Origin of the sequence: uncultured Thalassospira sp., from assembly GCF_963976115.1 — a bacterium.
Taxonomy (GTDB): domain Bacteria; phylum Pseudomonadota; class Alphaproteobacteria; order Rhodospirillales; family Thalassospiraceae; genus Thalassospira.
On the sequence record NZ_CAXBJJ010000001.1, the window covers coordinates 1 to 20,213 of the forward strand.

Genomic DNA, 20,213 nt, shown 5'->3' on the forward strand with positions numbered 1-20,213 from the left:
CTCCGTTTCCGGGTCGGGGGCTAGCCGGGTAGCCAGCCCCCTTTTGGGAAACGGGATATACTACATAGTTCATGTATGCAGCATGCAATTACATAAGTGCAACTTGCCGTTGGTTGTCAAACTGTAATTTTTGGACATACAATCTCTGCGGGAAACGGAGTTTAGAGCTATGAAAACAATCCAGAGTTATATAGACGACGCCCGTCGTCATTCTAACTTGTCATCCAACAACGCTGTTTCGCGTGCGCTGGATATTACAAGCATCAATATGACCCGATACCATCGCGGCCACGGCCTACCCGGCGACCAAATAATGCTTAAATTGGCAGAACTTGGCGGGAACGATCCATTTAAGGCGTTACTTGACCTTAATTATTGGCGGTCAAAAGGCACCAATGCAGAGACTTACTATGTCTTAATGCACGACAATATAGACAAAGCAATGAACGGGGCGGCGGCGTAGCCCCCGCCCCTCTTTTCTCTATTTTTGTATAGATCAAATAGCGAACAAATTAACGTCAACCTATACAGTAATATATATTATAGAACTTTTTGACCTTAGCTAAAATGGGCTTGGTTCGAGCATTTCACGATCAAAAATCTTGGCAACACCAGGTTTCGTCTGCTCCCGGCCCGGCTGGATATATCTTTTTAACGGCAAACAAACTCTCCCAAAAAGCTGCCGCAAAATGTGCGCTGTCATCGCACTTTAAGGTGCCAGACCCGGCATATTTTTTCGATATCACAGGTGCTTGCTTGTTGCAGGTCGCAGCGGTGACAAATGGATCGCGTAATCATTTCTAAAAAAGCACGCCATTGACCACGCTTGGGCCCGTTATCGGCGGACCATTCTTGGCCATCACAACGCGCCAGCCACCACCATCAAATAGCCGGGCCAAGTGAAGGGCGACCGGTGCGCGTGCCTCCGTAGTCAGAACGGCGGGCGACGTGTTGTGTGTTTCGCTCACGCAGTAAAAATCCTGTTTGCGGTTGCAAAATGTGAAAAATATCATTGGATTTCCGCCACCTAAGACACTGTATTTTACGTTAGGATAATGACATTAAGTATTTGTTATTAAGCAATATTATTTGTGTAGTTTTAGAGGAGGACAAGGTTGAAGATGCCACGGGTAAACTTAAAAGGCTGGCGGCATTTTTTGATGCCGCCAGCCCCTGACATGCCGGTTCAGTCTTCGTGGCCAGCCCACGGACCGTGTGGTTCATCCTTGCCATCAACGCGCTCAAAGCCGTGGGCACCAAAATAATCACGTTGGGCCTGAATCATGTTGGCGGATGTCCGACGGGTCCGAACCGTGTCAAACCACGAAAGCCCTGCTGCCAATGCGGGCACAGCAATGCCGGCCTTGGTCGCGGCAATCACGGTATCGCGCAATGCGCTCTGGCAATCTTTCAGCAAACCCGAAAACGGTTCGGCAAAAATCAGATTGTCGCCGGGATTGTTGGTTAGGGCCGTTGCCATATCGTTGAGCATATCAGAACGAATGATGCAGCCTTCGCGCCAGACGCGGGCAATGGCGGGCATTGGAAGATCCCACTTAAAATGGGCAGCGGCACCGGCCAGCATTTCGAACCCCTGTGCGTAACACAGGATTTTACCCGCAATCAGGGCCTTTTCCAGCGTTTCGGAAGCGATCCCCTCGCCCTCCAGTGCGATCTGGGCCTCACCGAAATGATCAGCACCCCGCTGGCGCGTTTGGAGCCGTGCAGACAGGTTGCGCGCAGCAACCGCAGCTTCAATAACCGGCACTGGCACCGCCAACTGCTGTGCTTCAATCGCGGTCCAGCGCCCGGTTCCTTTTTGCCCAGCTTTATCAAGGATGACGTCAAGCATTGCGGCACCTGAAATCGGGTCTTTGGCGCGCGCGACCTTTGCCGAAATTTCAATCAGGTAAGATGCCAGGCGTCCTTTGTTCCAGCCCTCGAAAACATCGGCAACCTGTGGCGCCTTATATGCCATGCCATCGCGCATCAGGCTGTAAACTTCTGCGATCATTTCCATGTCGGCATATTCAATGCCGTTATGGACCATCTTCACAAAATGGCCTGCACCGCCCGGCCCCATCAGCGCCGCACAGGGTGTGCCGTCATATTTTGCCGCGATGGCCTCAAGCATCGGCGCCACGCGGGTCCAGTCGGCCTCGGTGCCGCCCGCCATGATGGAAGGACCATGTCGCGCGCCACTTTCACCGCCCGAAACACCAATGCCAATAAAGCCGAATTTTTCATCCTGCACCCGCTTTGCGCGGCGTTCCGTATCATAAAAATTGGCATTGCCAGCATCAATGATCAGGTCGTTCGCACCCAAAAGCGGTTTAAGGGCGTCAATATGGTCGTCAACAACCGAACCGGCCGGAACCATCAGGATAATGACGCGCGGCGCCGTAATGGCAGCAACGAAATTTTCCAGTGAATATGTTGGAGTCAAGCTCGTCGCAAGATCGCCTGCGGTTTTCACAAACGCATCGGTGACACTGCCTGTCCGGTTATAAACAGCAAGCGGATATCCCTTTTCAGCGATGTTGAGCGACAAAGCCGCGCCCATCGTTCCCAAACCAATCAGACCTAGCTGAGGCTGTTCCGACATGTTTAATTTCCTGTTTTTTGATTTAGTAGAAGCCAGGACAGAACAGGTTTTTCATCTGTCTGCCCATATTGAGATCTGCAACCGGGATGCTTGTAAAACAGCATTGATGCTCAGGGGGTGCCGCAATTTTTATGGCTTGAAAATGCGCAACCATTACCTGTTTTGCTGATATGCATTCGTTTGCATCCTGTCTTTGACAATAAACCCGGTGACTTTCACGCAGCATAAAAGGCACGGCACAATTCGCCCTGCATTGCCTGTTAACATGCATCATTGAAGGTCGTATGGCACGGCCTTCACAGTTAACATAGCGTGCTTGTTGGGGTTTCGCACCTGTTTGCGACGTTGATATTGGAAATTTGCGTCCAATTTTCCTCAATCTTTCATTGGGTGACATTCGCCAGGATTTTCATCGACAAAAATGAAACTGTACAGCAGCCAACTTCCGGTGCCCCTTCATGTTTTAGCCCGAGTGGGTCACGCAACGGTATAGAATTAAACCTTTATTCCGCTTTCCTTCTTCAGAACTGGAATATGAATTCGACCATTGTCATTAATTCGTACAAATGGAACGATCCTGAGTAAGAAGAGCGGAGAATTTGTGCTGCGTCGCCGCAAATTTGCGCGATTGTGCAAAAACCCAAGATGATCAGTCTACCTGATATCGCGAAACTCCCTCTATATTTCCAGTCAGTATCCCGGTTTGCCAAAGCGGGAATTCCCATTCCTTTCATTGCAGTGCGTCATTTTAGCGATCGTTTTTAGGAACGACCTGATCGGTTGATCTGTCGCTGCACATTAGGTTCGTTCTTATTTTGGAACGCTAAGTGTTGGAATTGCCAGCTATTGCAAACCTGACCATGCGCATATGGTCGCATCAAAGTTGCATTGATATGCCAAATAGAAATCCGGAGAGACGTAATGTCATCGAAATCGAAATTAAGATATGCGGTTGGCGCTGCAGCAATTGCGCTGGTTGCCGCAGGCGTTGCCGGTGTGGTTCCAGTACCGTTTACGCACGCCGAAGAACAGCAAACCGCCTCTACCCCGGACGTACCTGCCGCTGTTCCTGCCACCGTTGCTGAAATTCATGACCAGAAAATCACCCGCTGGTCGAGTTTTTCCGGTCGCCTTGAAGCCATTGACCGGGTTGAAATTCGCCCGCGTGTTGCCGGTGCCATTGCGGCGGTTCATTTTCGCGAGGGCGAACTGGTAAAGGCGGGTGATTTGCTGTTCACACTGGACCCTGCCCCGTTTGAAACCGAGGTTGCCCGGGTCGAAGCCCAGGTCTTTTCGGCCCAGTCGCGTTTGAAACTGGCGACAACCGAGCTTGATCGTGGCAATGAGCTATGGAAAACCCGGGTGATTACCCGCACGGTTCTTGATCAACGTCAGGAAACAAAACAAAACGCCGAGGCTGACCTCCGCGCCGCCCAGGCACAGTTGCGTTCAGCCAAGTTAAATCTTGGCTATACCGAAATCCGCGCTCCCATTTCGGGTCGGGTTGGAGACATCCGGCTAACCCCGGGAAACCTGGTCGCTGCGGGAGCCAATTCCGAAATTTTGACCACACTTGTTTCCGTTGATCCGATTTATGCGACATTTGATGTTAACGAACAGGCCTTGTTGCAAGCTATGCATCAAAGTGAAGAACCGTCCGTTAATGCCATTCATCAGATCCCGGTTCAGTTGAGCAGCGATTTCATCGGCCCCGATGCGATTAAGGGACATGTGCAAATGATTGATAATGAATTCAATCCGCGCAGTGGCACCATTCGGGTTCAGGCCGTGTTTGACAATAAAAATGGCCGTCTGGTGCCGGGGCAATTTGCCCGGCTTGAATTGGGCCAGGCCAATGCCGGAAGTGCAATTATGATTGCAGAACGGGCGGTCGGGACTGATCAGGACAAAAAATACGTATTGGCCGTTAACGCGAAAAACGTTGTTGAATATCGCGAAATTAGCCTTGGCGGCGAACAGGACGGCTTGCGCATTGTCACAAGCGGCCTGAAAGACGGTGACCGTATCGTTGTTGAAGGTCTGCAACATATCCGTCCCGGCATGACTGTTACCCCCGAAATTGTCTCGATGGATCGCCGGTCTGTGGTCGATGCGGGCCCCAAAGCCAACGGAGATTCCCGCTCTTAATCAGGGTTGGGGAACACATATAACATGAACATATCGAAGTTTTTTATCGATCGCCCGATTTTCGCGGCGGTGCTGTCACTGCTTATCTTGTTGGGCGGGATCATTTCCATTCCGCTGCTGCCAGTGTCAGAATATCCCGAGGTTGTACCGCCGTCTGTGGTGGTTCGCGCCAATTATCCTGGTGCAAATCCCAAGGTTGTTGCCGAAAGTGTTGCAACACCGCTTGAAGAAGCGATCAATGGTGTCGAAGGCATGCTGTATATGAGCAGCCAGGCCACCACCGATGGCCTGATGACGTTGACAGTAACCTTCGCCCTGGGAACAGATCCTGACAAAGCCCAGCAACTGGTGCAAAACCGGGTGTCGCAGGCCGAACCGCGCCTGCCCGAAGAAGTCCGCAGTCTGGGTGTTACCACAATCAAAAGTTCGCCCGACTTGACGCTGGTGGTTAATCTGGTTTCGCCCAACGGGCGTTACGACATGAACTATCTGCGCAACTATGCTGTCCTTAACATCAAGGACCGCCTCGCCCGTATTCAGGGTGTGGGGGACGTTAATGCATTTGGCGGCGGCGATTATTCAATGCGGATCTGGCTTGACCCGCAAAAAGTTGCCGAGCAAGGCCTTTCGGCGAGTGATATCGTTGCTGAAATTCGCGCGCAAAACGTTCAGGCGGCGGCTGGTGTGATCGGATCCTCGCCTTCTGCGCCTGATATCGACCTGCAACTGTCGGTCAATGCACAGGGCCGTCTTGAAGACCCGGAAGAATTTGGCAACATCATTATTCGGTCGGACCCGGATGGCTCGGTAACGCGTTTGCGCGACGTGGCCCGCATTGAAATTGGCGCGTCTGATTACTCCTTGCGTGCCTTGCTTGATAACAAGGATGCCATTGGTCTGGGCATTTTTGCCGCCCCTGGCTCCAACGCCATCGAAATCGCCAATAACGTTCGCGAGACGATGAAGGAAGTCAAAGCCTATATGCCCGAAGGTGTTGATTACCAGATCGTCTATGACACGACCGAATTTGTTCGTTCATCCATTGATGCGGTGATCCATACCCTGCTTGAAGCCATCATTCTGGTTGTTCTGGTGGTGATTGTTTTCCTGCAAACATGGCGAGCGTCACTGATTCCGGTGCTTGCGGTGCCTGTATCCGTGGTTGGTACATTTGCTGTCATGTATCTGTTTGGTTTTTCAATCAATGCGCTCAGCCTGTTTGGCTTGGTGTTGGCGATCGGGATCGTTGTTGACGATGCGATTGTGGTTGTTGAAAACGTTGAACGGAACATCGAACTGGGCTTTTCGCCACGTCAGGCCACCTATCGTGCCATGCGCGAGGTATCTGGCCCGATTGTGGCCATTGCCCTGGTTCTGGTCGCGGTGTTTGTGCCGTTGGCATTTATCAGTGGCCTTACCGGACAGTTTTATCGCCAGTTCGCCCTGACCATTGCCATTTCAACCGTTATCTCTGCTGTTAACTCGCTTACCCTGTCTCCGGCTCTGGCGGCATTGTTGCTTAAAGGCCATGATGAACCCAAAGACCTGCTTACCCGTATTCTCGACCGGACTTTTGGCTGGTTCTTTCGCGGGTTTAACAAGGTCTTTAACAAGGGATCAAGCGGTTACAGCAAAGGTGTTGGCGGCATTGTTACCCGTAAAACCATGATGATGGGCCTTTATCTGGGCTTGGTTGCCCTGACCTTTGGTCTGTTTCGTGAAATTCCGCGCGGGTTTGTGCCAAGTCAGGACAAACAATATCTGATCGGTTTTGCCCAATTGCCCGATGGGGCAACCCTTGACCGGACCGAAGACGTTATTCGTAAAATGGGCGACATTGCGCTTGCTAATCCTGGTGTGGAACATGCGTTGTCATTCCCTGGTTTGTCGATTAACGGCTTTACCAACAGCTCGAACTCCGGCATCGTTTTTGCCACTCTTAAACCATTTGATCAACGCAAAGACCCCAGCATGAGTGCCGGGGCGATTGCAGGCCAGTTAAACCAGCAATTCGCCACCATCCCGCAAGCCTTCACCGTTATCTTTCCGCCGCCCCCGGTTCAGGGGTTGGGAACAACGGGTGGCTTTAAAATGCAGCTCGAAGACCGTGCATCGTTAGGGTACAAGGCCCTTGATGATGCCCGTAAGGCCCTGCTGGCGAAGGCCTATCAAACGCCAGAACTCGCAGGCATGTATTCAACCTATCAGGTCAGTGTTCCCCAGCTTTATGCTGATATTGACCGCACTAAAGCCCGCCAACTCGGCATTTCCGTCAGTGATGTTCTACAAACCATGCAGATTTATCTTGGCAGCATGTATGTCAACGATTTCACGATCTTTGGTCGCACCTATAGCGTACGGGTCCAGGCGGATGCCCCGTTCCGGGCTCATGAAGACAATATTGGCGATCTTGAAGTTCGTAATGCCAATGGTGACATGGTTCCACTTTCTGCCGTGCTGAATGTGACCCCCACATTCGGCCCCGAGCGTGCCATGCACTATAACGGTTTCCTGTCGGCCGATATTAATGGCAACCCTGCCCCGGGATATTCATCGGGTCAGGCGCAGGATGCCTTGCAACGCATTGCCGATGAAACCCTGCCACAAGGTATTTCATATGAATGGACGGAACTGACCTATCAGGAAATTCTGGCGGGCAATACCGGGGTTATCGTCTTCCCGATTGCACTATTGCTGGTATTTCTGGTGCTTGCTGCCCAGTATGAAAGCCTGACACTGCCCATTGCCATTATTCTGATTGTGCCAATGGGGCTGTTATCTGCCTTTACCGGTTTGTACCTTTCCGGCGGCGATAATAACGTCTTTACCCAAATTGGTCTTATGGTGCTTGTCGGGTTATCAGCCAAAAATGCGATTCTGATTGTGGAATTTGCCCGAGAACTTGAGTTTGGGGGCAGAACCCCCATTCAGGCCGCAATTGAGGCCAGCCGCTTGCGGTTGCGCCCGATCCTGATGACATCGATGGCGTTTATCATGGGCGTTGTCCCGCTGGTTCTGTCAACCGGTGCTGGTGCTGAAATGCGCCAGGCCATGGGGATGGCGGTTTTCTCCGGCATGATCGGTGTTACGGCATTCGGCCTGTTTCTAACACCTGTCTTTTACGTGATGATGCGTCGTTTAACGGGAAACCGGCCACTGACCCAACATGGTCATGATAACGAACATATTCCGGTTGTTTCACATCATCCCGATTAAATCATCACGTCATTATGACACAAACATCTCAAAGCCCCCGGTCATTCGGGGGCTTTGATCGTCTGTCAGATCCGATGCACGAAATGCTGCCTTATTACCGGGGGGCGGCCCAGACCAATGTATAATATAAAATGATCGCGCGATGGGTGACGTTAACTTACCAATCTATTGATTTTAAAGTATTTAATTTCGACTAAACTTCAATGATCAGTCCATCATATGCCGGGCCAACATGGTGAGGCGTCATGTCATTGATCTGGTCGTAATCAACCTGAATGCTCATATGGGTGAAATAAACCTGTCGCGGTTTAAATTCATCCACCCAGCCCATAACCTTTTCAAGATGCGCATGTGTGGCATGGGGGGTTAACCGCATGCAATCCACAACCCAGACATCAAGGTCGTATAAAAACTGGTGTGAATATTCCGGCAAATTGACCACATCGGTTGAATAGGCAAAATTGCCCACTCGAAACCCCAGGCTTTCGCAAAAACCGTGGTCCTGGGGAAAGACCTTGATCGGCACGCCGCCAATATCAAGATGGCCATCGATCTGATGAGGTATCAGCACCGGCTTATAATAAAAATCAACACCTTCGGCCAAAGGCTGCAACACATAGGCAAACCGTTGTTCCAGTGTCTGGATCGTCTCGGCCGAGGCATATATGTTTATCGGCTGATGCATGACAACATTGATCCAGCGCAGATCATCAATGCCATGAACATGGTCGGCGTGGGCATGGGTAAACAGAATGGCATCGATATGTTTGATGTCAGCCGCCAAGGCCTGTTCGCGAAAGTCCGGTCCGACATCGACCAGAATTTTCTGTCCGGCTTCTTCAATCAGGATCGAACTGCGCAAACGTCGGTTTTTGGGGTTATCCGGGTTGCACGCCCCCCACCCCAAACCAACGGAAGGCACCCCGTTTGAGGATCCGCAGCCAAGGATGGTTATTTTCGTCACTGTTCGCCTGCCCCCACAACGCTCAGATGCGACCGGTCTGCCTTGGTAAACAGGGCAAAGAAGTTATCTGTCGTGATCCGGGCAATTTCATCGGTGCTAACACCTTTAATTTCAGCCAGTTTCGCCGCCGTGTGGGCAATGAACGATGGTTCGTTGGATTTGCCACGCTTGGGCACCGGCGCCAGATAGGGTGAATCTGTTTCTACAATCAACCGGTCCAGCGGCACATCGGCAACGGCATCGCGAATGGCCTGGGCGGAATTAAAGGTAATGATCCCCGAACAGGAAATATAAAACCCGATTTTCAAGGCCCGCTGTGCCAGTTCGGCTGACGAACTAAAACAGTGAATAACGCCGGGAAAGGCACCTTTGGCATATTCTTCTTCCAGAATATCCATGGTGTCGTCGTCGGCATCGCGGGTATGCACGATCAGCGGCAACTGCGTTGCGCGGCACGCAGCGATATGGGCGCGAAAGCTTTGCTTTTGCGCATCGCGCGGGGCATTGTCGTAAAAATAATCCAGCCCGCTTTCACCAATGCCGATAACTTTCGGGTCATTGGCTTTTTTAATCAGGATATCGGGGTTCGACAATCCTTCTTCACCCGCTTCATGCGGATGAACACCGACGGTGCAATAAATGTTATCGGCACGGTCCGCCATCGCATGGACCTGATCAAAGGCCGAAATGCGCACCCCGATACTGACCATCATGCCAACGCCGGCATTGCGGGCACGCGCCATGGTGCCCGCAAAATCGTCAGAAAACTGGGGATAGTCCAGATGGCAATGGCTGTCGACAAGGGCGACATTCATGCCTTCTCTCCTTCTGTTTCCGGTTCAACATAGCGCGGGAACACACCGGCCGGTTTGGGAAGATCGGTTCCCGCCACCAGGGCATGTTCTGCGCCAATACGATCAAAACCGCGTTCATCATCGCCCAGTGCCAACTGGTCCAGAATTTTCGCCGCAGATTCCGGCATCAACGGTTGCACCAGAATACCAACATGGCGAATGACCTCGGCCAACACATAAAGAACGGTTTCCATCCGCGCGGGATCGGTCTTTTTAAGGCCCCAGGGTGCCATTTCATCGACATAGCGATTGGCATCGCCCACCAGCGACCAGATGACATCAATCATTTTGTTAAATGCCTGGGCTTCAATCTGGACCCGGGCTGCATCAAGCAATTCATGCGCCTTGGTCAGAATAACCTTGTCGGCATCGCTAAATTCGCCCGGTGTCGGCACCTTGGCATTGCAATTTTTAGCAATCATCGACAAGACACGCTGGCACAAATTGCCCAGATCGTTGGCCAGTTCGCTGTTCATGCGGTTAACCATGGCCTGATGGGAAAAATCACCATCATTGCCAAACGGCACTTCGCGCAACAGGAAATAACGGGTCTGATCCAGCCCGTATTTAGCCGTCAGATCATACGGGTCAATCACATTGCCGATGGATTTGGAAATTTTCTGGCCTTCATTGGTCCACCAGCCATGGGCAAATACCCGTTTGGGCGGTGCAATACCTGCGGCCATCAACAGGGCTGGCCAGTAAACCGCATGAAAACGGGCAATGTCCTTGCCCACCATATGCAGATCGGCCGGCCAGTACTTCGCCAGTTTTTCAGGGTCGGCATCGGGGTAACCAACCGCAGTCAGATAGTTGGTCAGCGCGTCAACCCAGACATACATCACATGGTCTTCATTGCCCGGCACCGGCACACCCCATTTAAAGCTGGTGCGCGAAACCGACAGATCGTGCATGCCGCCTTTAACAAAGCTGATAACTTCGTTGCGGCGCGAATTGGGGGCGATAAAACGGGGATTGTCGTCATAGAATTTCAGCAGGCGATCGCCCCATTCCGACAATTTAAAGAAATAGCTGGGTTCAGACACCCATTCGACCGGTGCTCCGGTCGGTGCCAGTTTCTGACCGTCTTTTTCGATCAGTTCTTTTTCGGCATAAAATGCTTCGTCACGAACCGAATACCAGCCGTCATAGGACCCAAGGTAAATCTCGCCCTTTTCCACCAGCGTGTTCCACAAAGCCTGGCAGGCTTTTTTGTGGCGTTCCTCGGTGGTGCGGATGAAATCATCGTTGGAATAATTCATATGTACCGCAAGATCGCGGAAATTTTGCGAAACCTGGTCGGTAAAGGTTTGCGGATCAATGCCTTTAGCAGCGGCCGACGCGTCAACTTTCTGACCGTGTTCGTCTGTTCCGGTCAGAAACATCACATCAAAACCATCCAGACGCTTGAAACGTGCCATCACATCAACAGCCAGCGTGGTATAGGCATGGCCGATATGGGGCTTGTCATTGACGTAATAGATCGGTGTAGTGATGTAGAAGGGCGGTTTGTGCCCGGTCATGATCGCAATCCTTCGTATTAAAGCATGACGCAAAACGGCCCTCGCGGGCCGTGCGGTCATATATATTTACATCAGCCTAGCTGCGCTAGCTTCGAATGGTTTCTTCAAGCATGAAAAACGCATTTAACAGCGCCTGCTTGCGGTCCAGGTGAAGTCCCCGCGTCGCCGACATCAGGTCGGTGATCTTTTCCCACACCTCCAGCCATTGATCAAGCGGTTGCGCAGCAGCCATGCGTTGCATGGCGGGCAATTCACCGCTAACCACTTCACGCGGCGCCGTTCCCGTTGCAGCAAAACGGATCATCCGGGCAAGCCACCAGTTGAGCAGTGCCGTTACCGTCACAAAGGCTTCGTCGCGGTCCGCAGGCGAAAAACGTTCGGCAAACGTGTGCTGGGCGGCAACATCGGTTTCAGGCAATGTCGCAATCAGCTTAACCAGCTCTGTATAAAGCTCTAACCCGCCGACGGCATTTAATTGCAGGGCACGGCCAATGCTGCCATCTGCCAGCCCGCTCAGGGCATGGATGGCGTCCGTTTCCATGCTCGGGCAATATTGTGCCAGAAGCGAGGTTAAAGTATCGTCATTTAGCGTCCCCAGATTTAATCGTCGGCAACGCGACCGGATGGTCGGCAGCAGCCTGCCAGGCTGATGGGCAATCAGGATCATCATGGCATTTGCTGGCGGTTCTTCCAAAACCTTGAGAATGGCGTTGGCAGCATTGCGGTTTAGCTCGTCGGCGGCATCCACAATCACCACACGCCAGCCCCCCTCGGCCGAGGTTTTGGACATAAAACTGCCGACAGCCCGTACATTCTCGACAACGATTTCACCCTGAAGGCGCTTCTTCTTTTCATCATACAGGCGTTCGATGACTTTTAGGTCGCCATGCCCGCCACCCGCGATCCGACGGAACACCGGGTCCTCTGGCGACACATACAAACTGGTTGGTACGTCTCCGAACAAGCCCCCACCGGCATTTTCACCGCCATTCAACAAGGCAAACCGCGCCATGCGATAGGCAAGTGTTGCCTTGCCCACACCGCGCGGGCCACACAGCAACCAGGCGTGATGCATGCGTTTGCTGTTCCAGGCATCAACAATCACCTGTTCTGCGGCCTCGTGGCCCTTTAATTGGTGATTTTGCCGCGGGGTCGGATAACCGCGATCATCGTCATCCTCTGCCGTCATACCGGTTGTCCTGCCCGCCGATTTTCCAGAAAATTCTCAACAACAGTTGCGACGCGTTTCGTCACCGTATCAACATCGCCATCGGCGTCAATCACGCGGCATCGTTGCGGCTCGGCGACCGTGATTTCGTGAAATCCTTGCTGAAGGCGCCGGTGAAAATCCAGTGCCATTTTTTCAAACCGGTCTTCGGCGGCGCTGACATTGGCAAAACGCGCCCCTGCCCGTTCCAGCCCGGTTTCAATCGGCAAATCCATCATCAATGTCAGGTCAGGTTTAAAATCACCAATTGCCAGTTTCCACAACTGGCGAATAAAATCGGCCCCCAACCCATGACCATAGCCCTGATAGGCAACAGATGAGTCGGCAAACCGGTCGCACAGCACCACCTGCCCACGCGCCAAAGCCGGGCGAATGGTGCGTTCAACATGGTCACGCCGTGACGCAAACATCAAAAGCGCTTCGGTAACCGCATCCCAGCGCCCCGGATCGCCCGTAAGCAAAAGGGCGCGGATTTCCTCCGCACCCGGTGACCCGCCTGGTTCGCGGGTGACAATAACGTCATGCCCGCGATGGCGAAACCATTGCTCTAAAAGACGGATCTGGGTAGACTTTCCACTGCCTTCTCCGCCTTCAAAGCTGATAAAAATTCCGTCCGGGGTGCTCACCCGTTGCTGCCCCCCCAGATGAGATATTTGATAGCAGCACCAATGCGCCCAACCAGACCAAGGCGTTCCACGCCTGTTTTGGCATAAAGCGGGAAGGACTTGGCTTCCTGATTGGGAATGTCGACTTTCAGGGTTGCGACCTGCTGACCTGCACTGACCGGAGCCGGGATCGGGCCTTCATAAACGACAGAAACTTTCATGTTTTTGCGATCCTTGCGCGGGATCGTCAGGGTAACGTCCTGGTCGGTCACAAGGTCAACCTTGCCGGTATCGCCCAGCCAGATATCAGCAGAACTGACAACATCGCCTTTTTTGAACAGATGATAATTGTCAAACTCGCGGAAACCCCAATCAAGCAGTTTCTGCCCTTCGGTGCGGCGTTCGCGCATCGAATGCAGCCCCATGACCACCAGGATCAAACGACGCCCGTCGCGTTTCGCCGTGGCGGTCAAACCAAAACCGGCGGCTTCGGTGTGGCCGGTTTTCATGCCGTCAACACCGGCACTGGTGCCAAGAAGCGGGTTGCGGTTGTGCTGGCGAATGCCGTTATAGGTAAAGACCGGCTCGTTATAAAATTTATAAAGTTCGGGAAAATCATGAATGGTACGATGTGCCAGAACAGCCAGATCATGTGCCGTAACCACATGCCCGTCTGCGGGCCAGCCGGTAGCATTTTTAAACACCGACTGAGTCATGCCAATTTCGCGGGCTTTTTCCGTCATTTCATGAGCAAAGGCATCTTCGGTGCCCGCAATGCCTTCGGCCACCACAATGGCCGCATCGTTGCCAGACTGCACGATAATGCCATGGATCAGGTCATAGATCGAAACGTCGGAATTAACCTCGACGAACATCTTTGACCCGCCTTTTTTCCATGCGTCTTCGCTCACATGGAAGGTATCTTTCAAGGTCAGGCTACCATTCTTGATGCGATCAAACAGCATGTAGATCGTCATCATCTTGGTCAATGACGCCGGTTCGGCAAGATCGTCGCCATTTTTGTTCAAAAGAACAGCGCCGGTGTCATAATCAACAAGATAGGCTTCACGTGCGATGGTATCGATCGCCTGAGCGTGGCTGGCAGTTGCAGCCATCGCGGTCCCCAGAAGCGCGGCCCCGGCAAGCAGCCGGTTGAATGTGGCTTTGCACGGAATTGACGGAAGTAAATTCATAACGTCCTTGTCCTGTTGATTTATTTCGTCCCCGAAGGATTGGCCGATGGCCAACAGGGCTGTCCTATGTCGTAAATTGGGCAAAAATGTGCAAACACGCTTTTTGCCGATATTTCAAAGTCAAATTAACACCCGGCAGCAGATCTTTCCCCTGCGCCTGCGCATTCAACAATAACCCTGGCCCCGGTTTGCCCGGTTGCCAAAACCCGGTCAAGCAAAACATCGGCTTCCGGGACTGTCGCCATCGGCCCGAGGCGGACGCGATAGAACGTCGTCCCCTTCACGTCGATCTGTTCGATTTTGGTTGGTGCAAGATTATAGAGCCGGTTTCTTAGGTTCAACGCGTTATCGTATACCGAAAATGCCCCGGCCTGAACGTATATTGCGCTGGGTGCTATCGCAGATACATTTACTTCCGGATTGGCCTGTGCTGTTACGGCAACATTATCTGCGGGGGGGGCTTGCTGAAATTTGGATCGTTTGACCGGTGTCGGGCTATCATCAAAATCGTTTGGGCTTTTATTGCTTGGGGGCGCGTCAAGTGAAACAGTTTCAACCGAAGCCCGTGGTGCCGCAGTAACAGTTTCCTTTTCGGCAGCCGTCGCCATTGAGGACGAAGCTTTGCCTTGGGCAATCAGGGCTGCCTGCTGGCTTTCGGCTTCCAAAACCTCAACAACCACCTTAGCTGTGCCTTTTTGTTCGAACCCCAAAAGCTGTGCTGCCTTGCGGGACATATCAATAATCCGGCTGCGCGCAAACGGGCCACGATCATTGATCCTGACTTTCAAAGACCGGCCATTTTCCAGATTGGTGACACGCACGATGCTGGGCAATGGCAATGTGCGATGTGCGGCAGAAACCTCATTCTGATCGAAAATTTCGCCATTGGCGGTGTATTTTCCATGAAATTTCGGCCCGTACCAGGATGCAATACCGGTTTCACGGTATTCATAATCGGCAGCAGGATAATACCATTGCCCGGCAATCTCATAGGGCTTGCCAATTTTATAGGCCCCGATCTGGGGGCTTGTGGCTGTCTGATTTTGGCTGCCAATCCGTTTAACGCTGTGAACGGCAAGTTGGGTTTCCGCGCAGCCCGCCAGCATCACCAGTATGGTCGCCAGTCCTGTCATTTGACAGCCAAGGCGCCACAACGGGTGAGCCGGTCCGAGAGCTGATTTTGGCATCGCGTTTTTCCTTGTCATTCCATGATCGTCAAGTCGTTGATCAACGACCGGCAATTGCATCGGCAAGCGTACCAACAGCAATGGCAAAATAGGTCGAGCGGTTCCAGTGCATAATAGTATTAAAATTGTTATAAACCATATAGGCAGGTCCAGCACCGTCATTTACCAGCACAATGGCTGCTTTCATGTCGGCTGACGGCAGGTTGCTGCCATCGGGCATACGGACACCCGTTTTTTGCCAATCTGCAATCGGCTTGCGCACATCGCGCCCGGCCTTGCTGGCATCAAACCCCTTGGGCAGGCTTACCTTGCGGCCCCACCGTTCGTCTTGTTTCCAGCCAACCGATGACAGGTAATTGGCAGCAGAGGCAAAAACGTCTTCTTTTTGGGTCCACAAATTGATTTTACCATCGCCATTACCATCGGTGGCATAAGCCATAAAGGTAGACGGCATAAACTGCGCCTGCCCCATTGCCCCGGCCCAGGACCCCTCCATGGCATCGGCCGAAATATGCCCGGCATCGATAATTTTAAGGGCTTTGATCAGTTCGCCGCGGAAATAGCTGGCCCGACGACCTTCAAAGGCCAGGGTTGCCAGGGAATCGATAACCGAAAATCCGCCTGTATGTTTACCAAAACCTGTTTCAATGCCCCAAAAGGCCGTCAGGTATTGGGCCGGCACCCCATATTTTTTGGCAGCGGCCTCAATGACGTCGCGGTTCTCGGCGAATTTGCGGCGCCCTTCGTCAATGCGCGATTGCGGGACAACGCGTTGCAAATATTGCTCGAATGTCAGTTTGAATTCCGGCTGGCTACGATCAAGTTCAATCACGCGCGGTATCGGTTTGGTGTTGGCAAAGGCCTCATCCAGGGTTTTCTGCGAGATCCCGTCTTTCAGGGCGTCCTTTTTAAAGTCCGCCAGCCATGTATCGAAACCTTCTGTTGTAAAGGCAGGCAACGGGGCATCTGCGGGAGCAGCCATGACGGGGGTCGCAACAAGAAGCGCACCGAGGATCGTGGCGGCAGTTCCGAGTGTCCTAATTTTCATCGTGATCGCCCTATACCTTGTCAGAATAAATCCGTTTTACATGGCCCCGTCATCCTCGGGGGCCGGAAACCACGTTGCTGTGCGTCCTGTCCAGTAATAGGCGGTCAGGCCTGCAAACTCTTTCAACATGTCATCTAGCATCTTGATAGAGTGTGAGACGTTAATATCTGTTAAATGACGGCGCGGAGATGCGATATAATCCACCGGCCAGGCCACAACGGACCATCCCGATTTACGAAATACGCCCATGGCGCGCGGCATATGTCGTGCCGATGTTACCAGCAACCATTTGCCTTGCGCACGTTCAGGCCAGTTTTTCATCATCAATTGATGGCTGAAAGCAGCATTTTCAGCGGTATTGCGCTACCTGTTTTCATAAACAATATTGGGTACCGCAATCTTTTTGCGCGCCATATCCTCGCGCACGGCATCGGCTTCGTTAAAACCACGCGCCATCAGCGCACCATCAGCCCCGCTAAAAATAACCGGCAACGCCGGATAATGATGGGCCAATTCCACCATCGTCAGAACCCGGTCAGCCGATCCGTTATATTCGGCCAGCCCGCGCTCAACAGACTGGGAACCATCAACGGCACCTCCCAAAACCACGATACCGGCAATATTCTGCGTATCTATCGATTCGGGTCCAGGGCGGGAAAATCTGTTTTCAAGAAATTGAACCCCAAACTCCCCAACAGGAATAAGTGTTACGGCAAGACATGTCACAGCGATCACGATCAGCAATTTCTGCCCAAAGCGCCGGGTTGCGCCGAATATCAAAGCCAGAAGTGCAACCAGAAAACCAAGCGTTACAAGATTGCCCGATGTTAAAAAAAATGCTGAAATCTTGGAAAGTCCAAAAAACATCACACAGCCCCACCCGTAGTTACCCTGTCTGCAATACAGGGCCGGGCGGAGGCTGTCTAATCGCAGTGCGCAAAAGAAATGAAATTTTATCGTGCCTTGACGCAATAACACATATTGACACAGTCGCATCGTACCCTTATTGAATGGCCGCACCAAAACCGACCACATTGCGGAGAGATGGCAGAGTGGTTGAATGCACCGGTCTTGAAAACCGGCGTGCCTTTACGGGTACCCAGGGTTCGAATCCCTGTCTCTCCGCCATTTTCCCAGAAAATCAACGTCAATAAAATTCAATATTTTCAATTGGTTATATGGTGTTTCTTGACTGATTTCCCGGTTTAACCCAACTATATCCCCGGAAAATGGGATACAAAACGGGATACAAACTGGGACACAAATGACAGATAACGGGCACCAATATTTACGTTGGGGAATTGCAGATATTATTACCGCTGCGAGCGTTAAGTGGTGATTTTATTATTGTATCTCAAAAAAACAGCTAATCCATAGTTCATTCCCTCTTCGCAGAGGCGATATAGCCTTGCCAAACGCGCGCCCGGCTATTGCTCTGCTATGTGTCAAGTAGCTCGACTTAAACGTTAAATCATGCCGGTAACGCCTTGAAAAAGGCATGGCGTGGGGTTCGTCTCCTCCGCAAGCAAAAACGGCGACCGAAAATCCAGGGCCGCCGTTTTTTTGTTTTGTCGACGAATACAATACCCGCCAGGATCATGCCTGATCAGAAGTTCCACGATGCCTTGACGGTTGCCGTCTGGCTTTGGTAGCCGCTGCGCAATTCACCATTATATTCCACACGTAAATCTGTTGCACCGGGGGATGTCAGAGCCAATGCCAGCCCCAGACGCACTCCGTCCGAGGGCAACCCTTCGGTGTGGATGGAATAGGCCTGCCCACCAATGACACCGCTGGCATCCTGGATATTACTGGTATAATCATGCACCCACGCGGCAGAGATTTCGGGGGTAAGGACCCCATAGTCGGTATCAAGCTGCCACATCGCCCGAGCCCCCAGTTCCTGGGTCAGGCTATCGCTACTTTGGCTGTCGACGGCATTGTTTGCCGATCCCGCCCCGTTTTCGTCATAGCTTTCATTGCGCGCATAAATATAGCGCAAACCACCAAACGGGGTTACGGTTGTGGTATCGCCAAGTACGAAATCATAGCCCGCACGAACACGTCCCAAATATTGCTGGCCGCTATAATCAGCCTTGGCGGTTTGCCCCAAAAACAAAACGTTGCGTTTCTGGTCAAAATGGTTCCACCCTGCCCCGATCTGACCATCAAAAGTCAAGCGGTCCATACGATACGTGCCGTAGAAATTCAGCTGAAAACTGTCAAGACGCTGCGACGAACCACTGGCAGCATTGCTGCCATCCGTCCATGACCGCAACCAGCTTAGCGCAACACCCGCCATAAGATCAGGGGTGATCTTATGGTCAAACCCCGAGGTCAGACCAAAACTTTTGCTGCTAAACCCGTCATTTTCTGACGAACCCGACAAATGCGCAGATCCACCAAGAAACTGCCCCCAAAGCGCGCTTTGCGCCGTGGCCGCCCCTGCTGCCAGTCCTGTCGTGCCATAGGCCTTTACGTCGTCTGACATCGCCAGTTGCTGCCGGGCATCAATGGCCGACACAACAATCGAGGTTGATTGCGACGCCATCTGCATGGTGTTGGCACCATTGGCCGGGGCAAGTTCTTTTATGGCAACCCCACGCTGGTTGGATGGCAGGCTGTCAATGGCGGCCAATACATTGGTCTGAAACGCCTTCGCTTCAGGCGTGCTGGCACCATTGATTTTGTCAAGAACACTACCCAGCGAAGACGCAGCGCCGCCTGTGGCGTCGCCTATTGGTGTGTATTTGCCCGAGGACGAACCGGAACTTGCCAAGGTCACCACAAGGTTGCCGCCATTGTCCTGTGACGCGGTAGCTGTAAGGCCGTTGGTTCCAACAACCGAACTGGACGTAAACGCTATCGTGCCAGAATTGTCATCAACACCAACAATTGTGTATGTGTCGCCAGCTTGCAGATTGCTGCCCTGAATGACCAAAGTGCTGTTGCTGATATTGGCTCTGCCTGCCACGTCAAGGGCACCATATTGATTATCGCTTGTCACTTGCGAAACCAGCCCGCCACCGGTTTGCGCATAATCACCAATAATTTTTATTTTGTTTGTCAGTTTAATCGTGGCGTTCGCGACCTTAAGCGTACTATTTTCGAGATTAATATTATCATTCAGCCAGATATAACCGCTACCAAACGTTAAATCAGCGTTTTTATGGTTAATCTGACCAACATCAGAGGCGACGGTTTCTCCGGAAGAACCGGTAAACAGACCATAAGACTGATCGTCGTTTCCACCGGAAATCGTCCATCCTTTATTTGCGTCGTTTGAAATCTTACCAGATATCGTCCCGCTATTGGTAATTGAACCAATCGTTGACTCTTCATCTGCTTTTATCGCATGTTTCCCAACGATTATGCCGCTATTATCAAGGGTGATCAACGTACCACCACTAAGGTTTATTGCAGCCGCTTCATTACTTGAAATTGTACCGGTATTAGAGAGTTGTGAGATTGTTCCATTATTATTAATGGCATTTTTTGAGGTTGATTTGATGGATTTGTTATTTGTAATCTGATTAATAAAAGTATTTTCTTGTACTAAAATACCGTCCCGAGAATCGCCGTATATTGTGCCATCCACATATAATCTACCAACATAGGCGATAACTTTTAAAGCACTCTTTT

Annotated in this window: 14 protein-coding genes, 1 tRNA gene and 1 pseudogene; 4 read left to right on the plus strand and 12 right to left on the minus strand. The window is 51.9% G+C overall.

Annotated features, from left to right (window positions below):
* The first annotated feature begins 169 nt into the window (after nucleotides 1-169).
* Complete coding sequence (locus tag AAC086_RS00005; protein WP_339773931.1) at nucleotides 170-463, plus strand: hypothetical protein; 294 nt, start codon at nucleotides 170-172, stop codon at nucleotides 461-463.
* Nucleotides 464-1,186: 723 nt separating this feature from the next.
* Here AAC086_RS00005 and gndA read toward each other — a convergent pair.
* On the minus strand, nucleotides 1,187-2,605 hold the full coding sequence (gene gndA, locus AAC086_RS00010) for an NADP-dependent phosphogluconate dehydrogenase (RefSeq protein ID WP_339773933.1): 1,419 nt from the start codon (nucleotides 2,603-2,605) through the stop codon (nucleotides 1,187-1,189).
* Between the two features lie 921 nt (nucleotides 2,606-3,526).
* Between gndA and AAC086_RS00015 the strand changes: the two genes are divergently transcribed.
* Both AAC086_RS00015 and AAC086_RS00020 read left to right on the plus strand, forming a co-directional pair.
* Nucleotides 3,527-4,753 (plus strand): efflux RND transporter periplasmic adaptor subunit, encoded by a 1,227-nt coding sequence (locus AAC086_RS00015; protein WP_339773935.1) that lies wholly within the window; start codon nucleotides 3,527-3,529, stop codon nucleotides 4,751-4,753.
* 24 nt (nucleotides 4,754-4,777) lie between these two features.
* Entirely contained in the window at nucleotides 4,778-7,969 is a 3,192-nt protein-coding gene (locus AAC086_RS00020) for a multidrug efflux RND transporter permease subunit (protein WP_339773936.1), read from the plus strand.
* 193 nt (nucleotides 7,970-8,162) lie between these two features.
* Here the strand turns inward: AAC086_RS00020 and AAC086_RS00025 are convergent, their stop codons facing one another.
* From AAC086_RS00025 to AAC086_RS00070, 10 genes and pseudogenes are all read right to left on the minus strand, one after another.
* The gene (locus AAC086_RS00025) at nucleotides 8,163-8,933 is read right to left on the minus strand and encodes an MBL fold metallo-hydrolase (RefSeq protein ID WP_339773937.1); all 771 of its coding nucleotides are present in this window, start codon (nucleotides 8,931-8,933) and stop codon (nucleotides 8,163-8,165) included.
* Nucleotides 8,930-9,748, minus strand: coding sequence for a TatD family hydrolase (locus AAC086_RS00030; protein ID WP_339773939.1), 819 nt, complete (start codon nucleotides 9,746-9,748; stop codon nucleotides 8,930-8,932). Before AAC086_RS00030 ends, AAC086_RS00025 begins: the two co-directional genes overlap by 4 nt.
* On the minus strand, nucleotides 9,745-11,310 hold the full coding sequence (metG, locus tag AAC086_RS00035; RefSeq protein ID WP_339773940.1) for a methionine--tRNA ligase: 1,566 nt from the start codon (nucleotides 11,308-11,310) through the stop codon (nucleotides 9,745-9,747). The genes AAC086_RS00030 and metG overlap by 4 nt, the downstream gene beginning before the upstream one ends.
* 85 nt (nucleotides 11,311-11,395) lie before the next feature.
* Nucleotides 11,396-12,499 carry a DNA polymerase III subunit delta' gene (locus AAC086_RS00040; RefSeq protein WP_339773942.1) on the minus strand — a complete coding sequence of 368 codons (1,104 nt, stop codon included), beginning with the start codon at nucleotides 12,497-12,499 and terminating at the stop codon, nucleotides 11,396-11,398.
* On the minus strand, nucleotides 12,496-13,164 hold the full coding sequence (gene tmk / locus AAC086_RS00045; RefSeq protein WP_339773944.1) for a dTMP kinase: 669 nt from the start codon (nucleotides 13,162-13,164) through the stop codon (nucleotides 12,496-12,498). Before tmk ends, AAC086_RS00040 begins: the two co-directional genes overlap by 4 nt.
* Nucleotides 13,161-14,336: a D-alanyl-D-alanine carboxypeptidase family protein gene (locus AAC086_RS00050; RefSeq protein WP_339773945.1), complete on the minus strand. Its 1,176-nt coding sequence runs from the start codon at nucleotides 14,334-14,336 to the stop codon at nucleotides 13,161-13,163. Before AAC086_RS00050 ends, tmk begins: the two co-directional genes overlap by 4 nt.
* Before the next feature lie 125 nt (nucleotides 14,337-14,461).
* Nucleotides 14,462-15,523 carry a septal ring lytic transglycosylase RlpA family protein gene (locus AAC086_RS00055; RefSeq protein WP_339773947.1) on the minus strand — a complete coding sequence of 354 codons (1,062 nt, stop codon included), beginning with the start codon at nucleotides 15,521-15,523 and terminating at the stop codon, nucleotides 14,462-14,464.
* Between the two features lie 40 nt (nucleotides 15,524-15,563).
* Complete coding sequence (locus tag AAC086_RS00060) at nucleotides 15,564-16,571, minus strand: lytic murein transglycosylase (protein WP_339773949.1); 1,008 nt, start codon at nucleotides 16,569-16,571, stop codon at nucleotides 15,564-15,566.
* Between the two features lie 36 nt (nucleotides 16,572-16,607).
* Nucleotides 16,608-16,922, minus strand: a pseudogene (locus tag AAC086_RS00065) (ElyC/SanA/YdcF family protein); the annotation flags it as partial.
* Nucleotides 16,923-16,934: 12 nt separating this feature from the next.
* A complete protein-coding gene (locus AAC086_RS00070; RefSeq protein WP_339773951.1) occupies nucleotides 16,935-17,438 on the minus strand; it encodes a hypothetical protein in 504 nt (167 codons plus the stop codon).
* A gap of 171 nt (nucleotides 17,439-17,609) precedes the next feature.
* Between AAC086_RS00070 and AAC086_RS00075 the strand changes: the two genes are divergently transcribed.
* Nucleotides 17,610-17,699 (plus strand) — tRNA-Ser (locus AAC086_RS00075).
* 478 nt (nucleotides 17,700-18,177) lie between these two features.
* Here AAC086_RS00075 and AAC086_RS00080 read toward each other — a convergent pair.
* On the minus strand, nucleotides 18,178-19,968 hold the full coding sequence (locus AAC086_RS00080) for an autotransporter domain-containing protein (protein ID WP_339773952.1): 1,791 nt from the start codon (nucleotides 19,966-19,968) through the stop codon (nucleotides 18,178-18,180).
* Nucleotides 19,969-20,213 lie beyond the last annotated feature (245 nt).

Bases quoted from the DNA above. Each gene is read 5' to 3' on its own strand.
- AAC086_RS00055 (WP_339773947.1), bottom strand. From the start codon at position 15,523: ATGCCAAAATCAGCTCTCGGACCGGCTCACCCGTTGTGGCGCCTTGGC.
- AAC086_RS00070 (WP_339773951.1), bottom strand. From the start codon at position 17,438: ATGTTTTTTGGACTTTCCAAGATTTCAGCATTTTTTTTAACATCGGGC.
- AAC086_RS00050 (WP_339773945.1), bottom strand. From the start codon at position 14,336: ATGAATTTACTTCCGTCAATTCCGTGCAAAGCCACATTCAACCGGCTG.
- AAC086_RS00020 (WP_339773936.1), top strand. From the start codon at position 4,778: ATGAACATATCGAAGTTTTTTATCGATCGCCCGATTTTCGCGGCGGTG.
- metG (WP_339773940.1), bottom strand. From the start codon at position 11,310: ATGACCGGGCACAAACCGCCCTTCTACATCACTACACCGATCTATTAC.
- AAC086_RS00005 (WP_339773931.1), top strand. From the start codon at position 170: ATGAAAACAATCCAGAGTTATATAGACGACGCCCGTCGTCATTCTAAC.
- AAC086_RS00040 (WP_339773942.1), bottom strand. From the start codon at position 12,499: ATGACGGCAGAGGATGACGATGATCGCGGTTATCCGACCCCGCGGCAA.
- AAC086_RS00060 (WP_339773949.1), bottom strand. From the start codon at position 16,571: ATGAAAATTAGGACACTCGGAACTGCCGCCACGATCCTCGGTGCGCTT.
- AAC086_RS00030 (WP_339773939.1), bottom strand. From the start codon at position 9,748: ATGAATGTCGCCCTTGTCGACAGCCATTGCCATCTGGACTATCCCCAG.
- gndA (WP_339773933.1), bottom strand. From the start codon at position 2,605: ATGTCGGAACAGCCTCAGCTAGGTCTGATTGGTTTGGGAACGATGGGC.
- AAC086_RS00015 (WP_339773935.1), top strand. From the start codon at position 3,527: ATGTCATCGAAATCGAAATTAAGATATGCGGTTGGCGCTGCAGCAATT.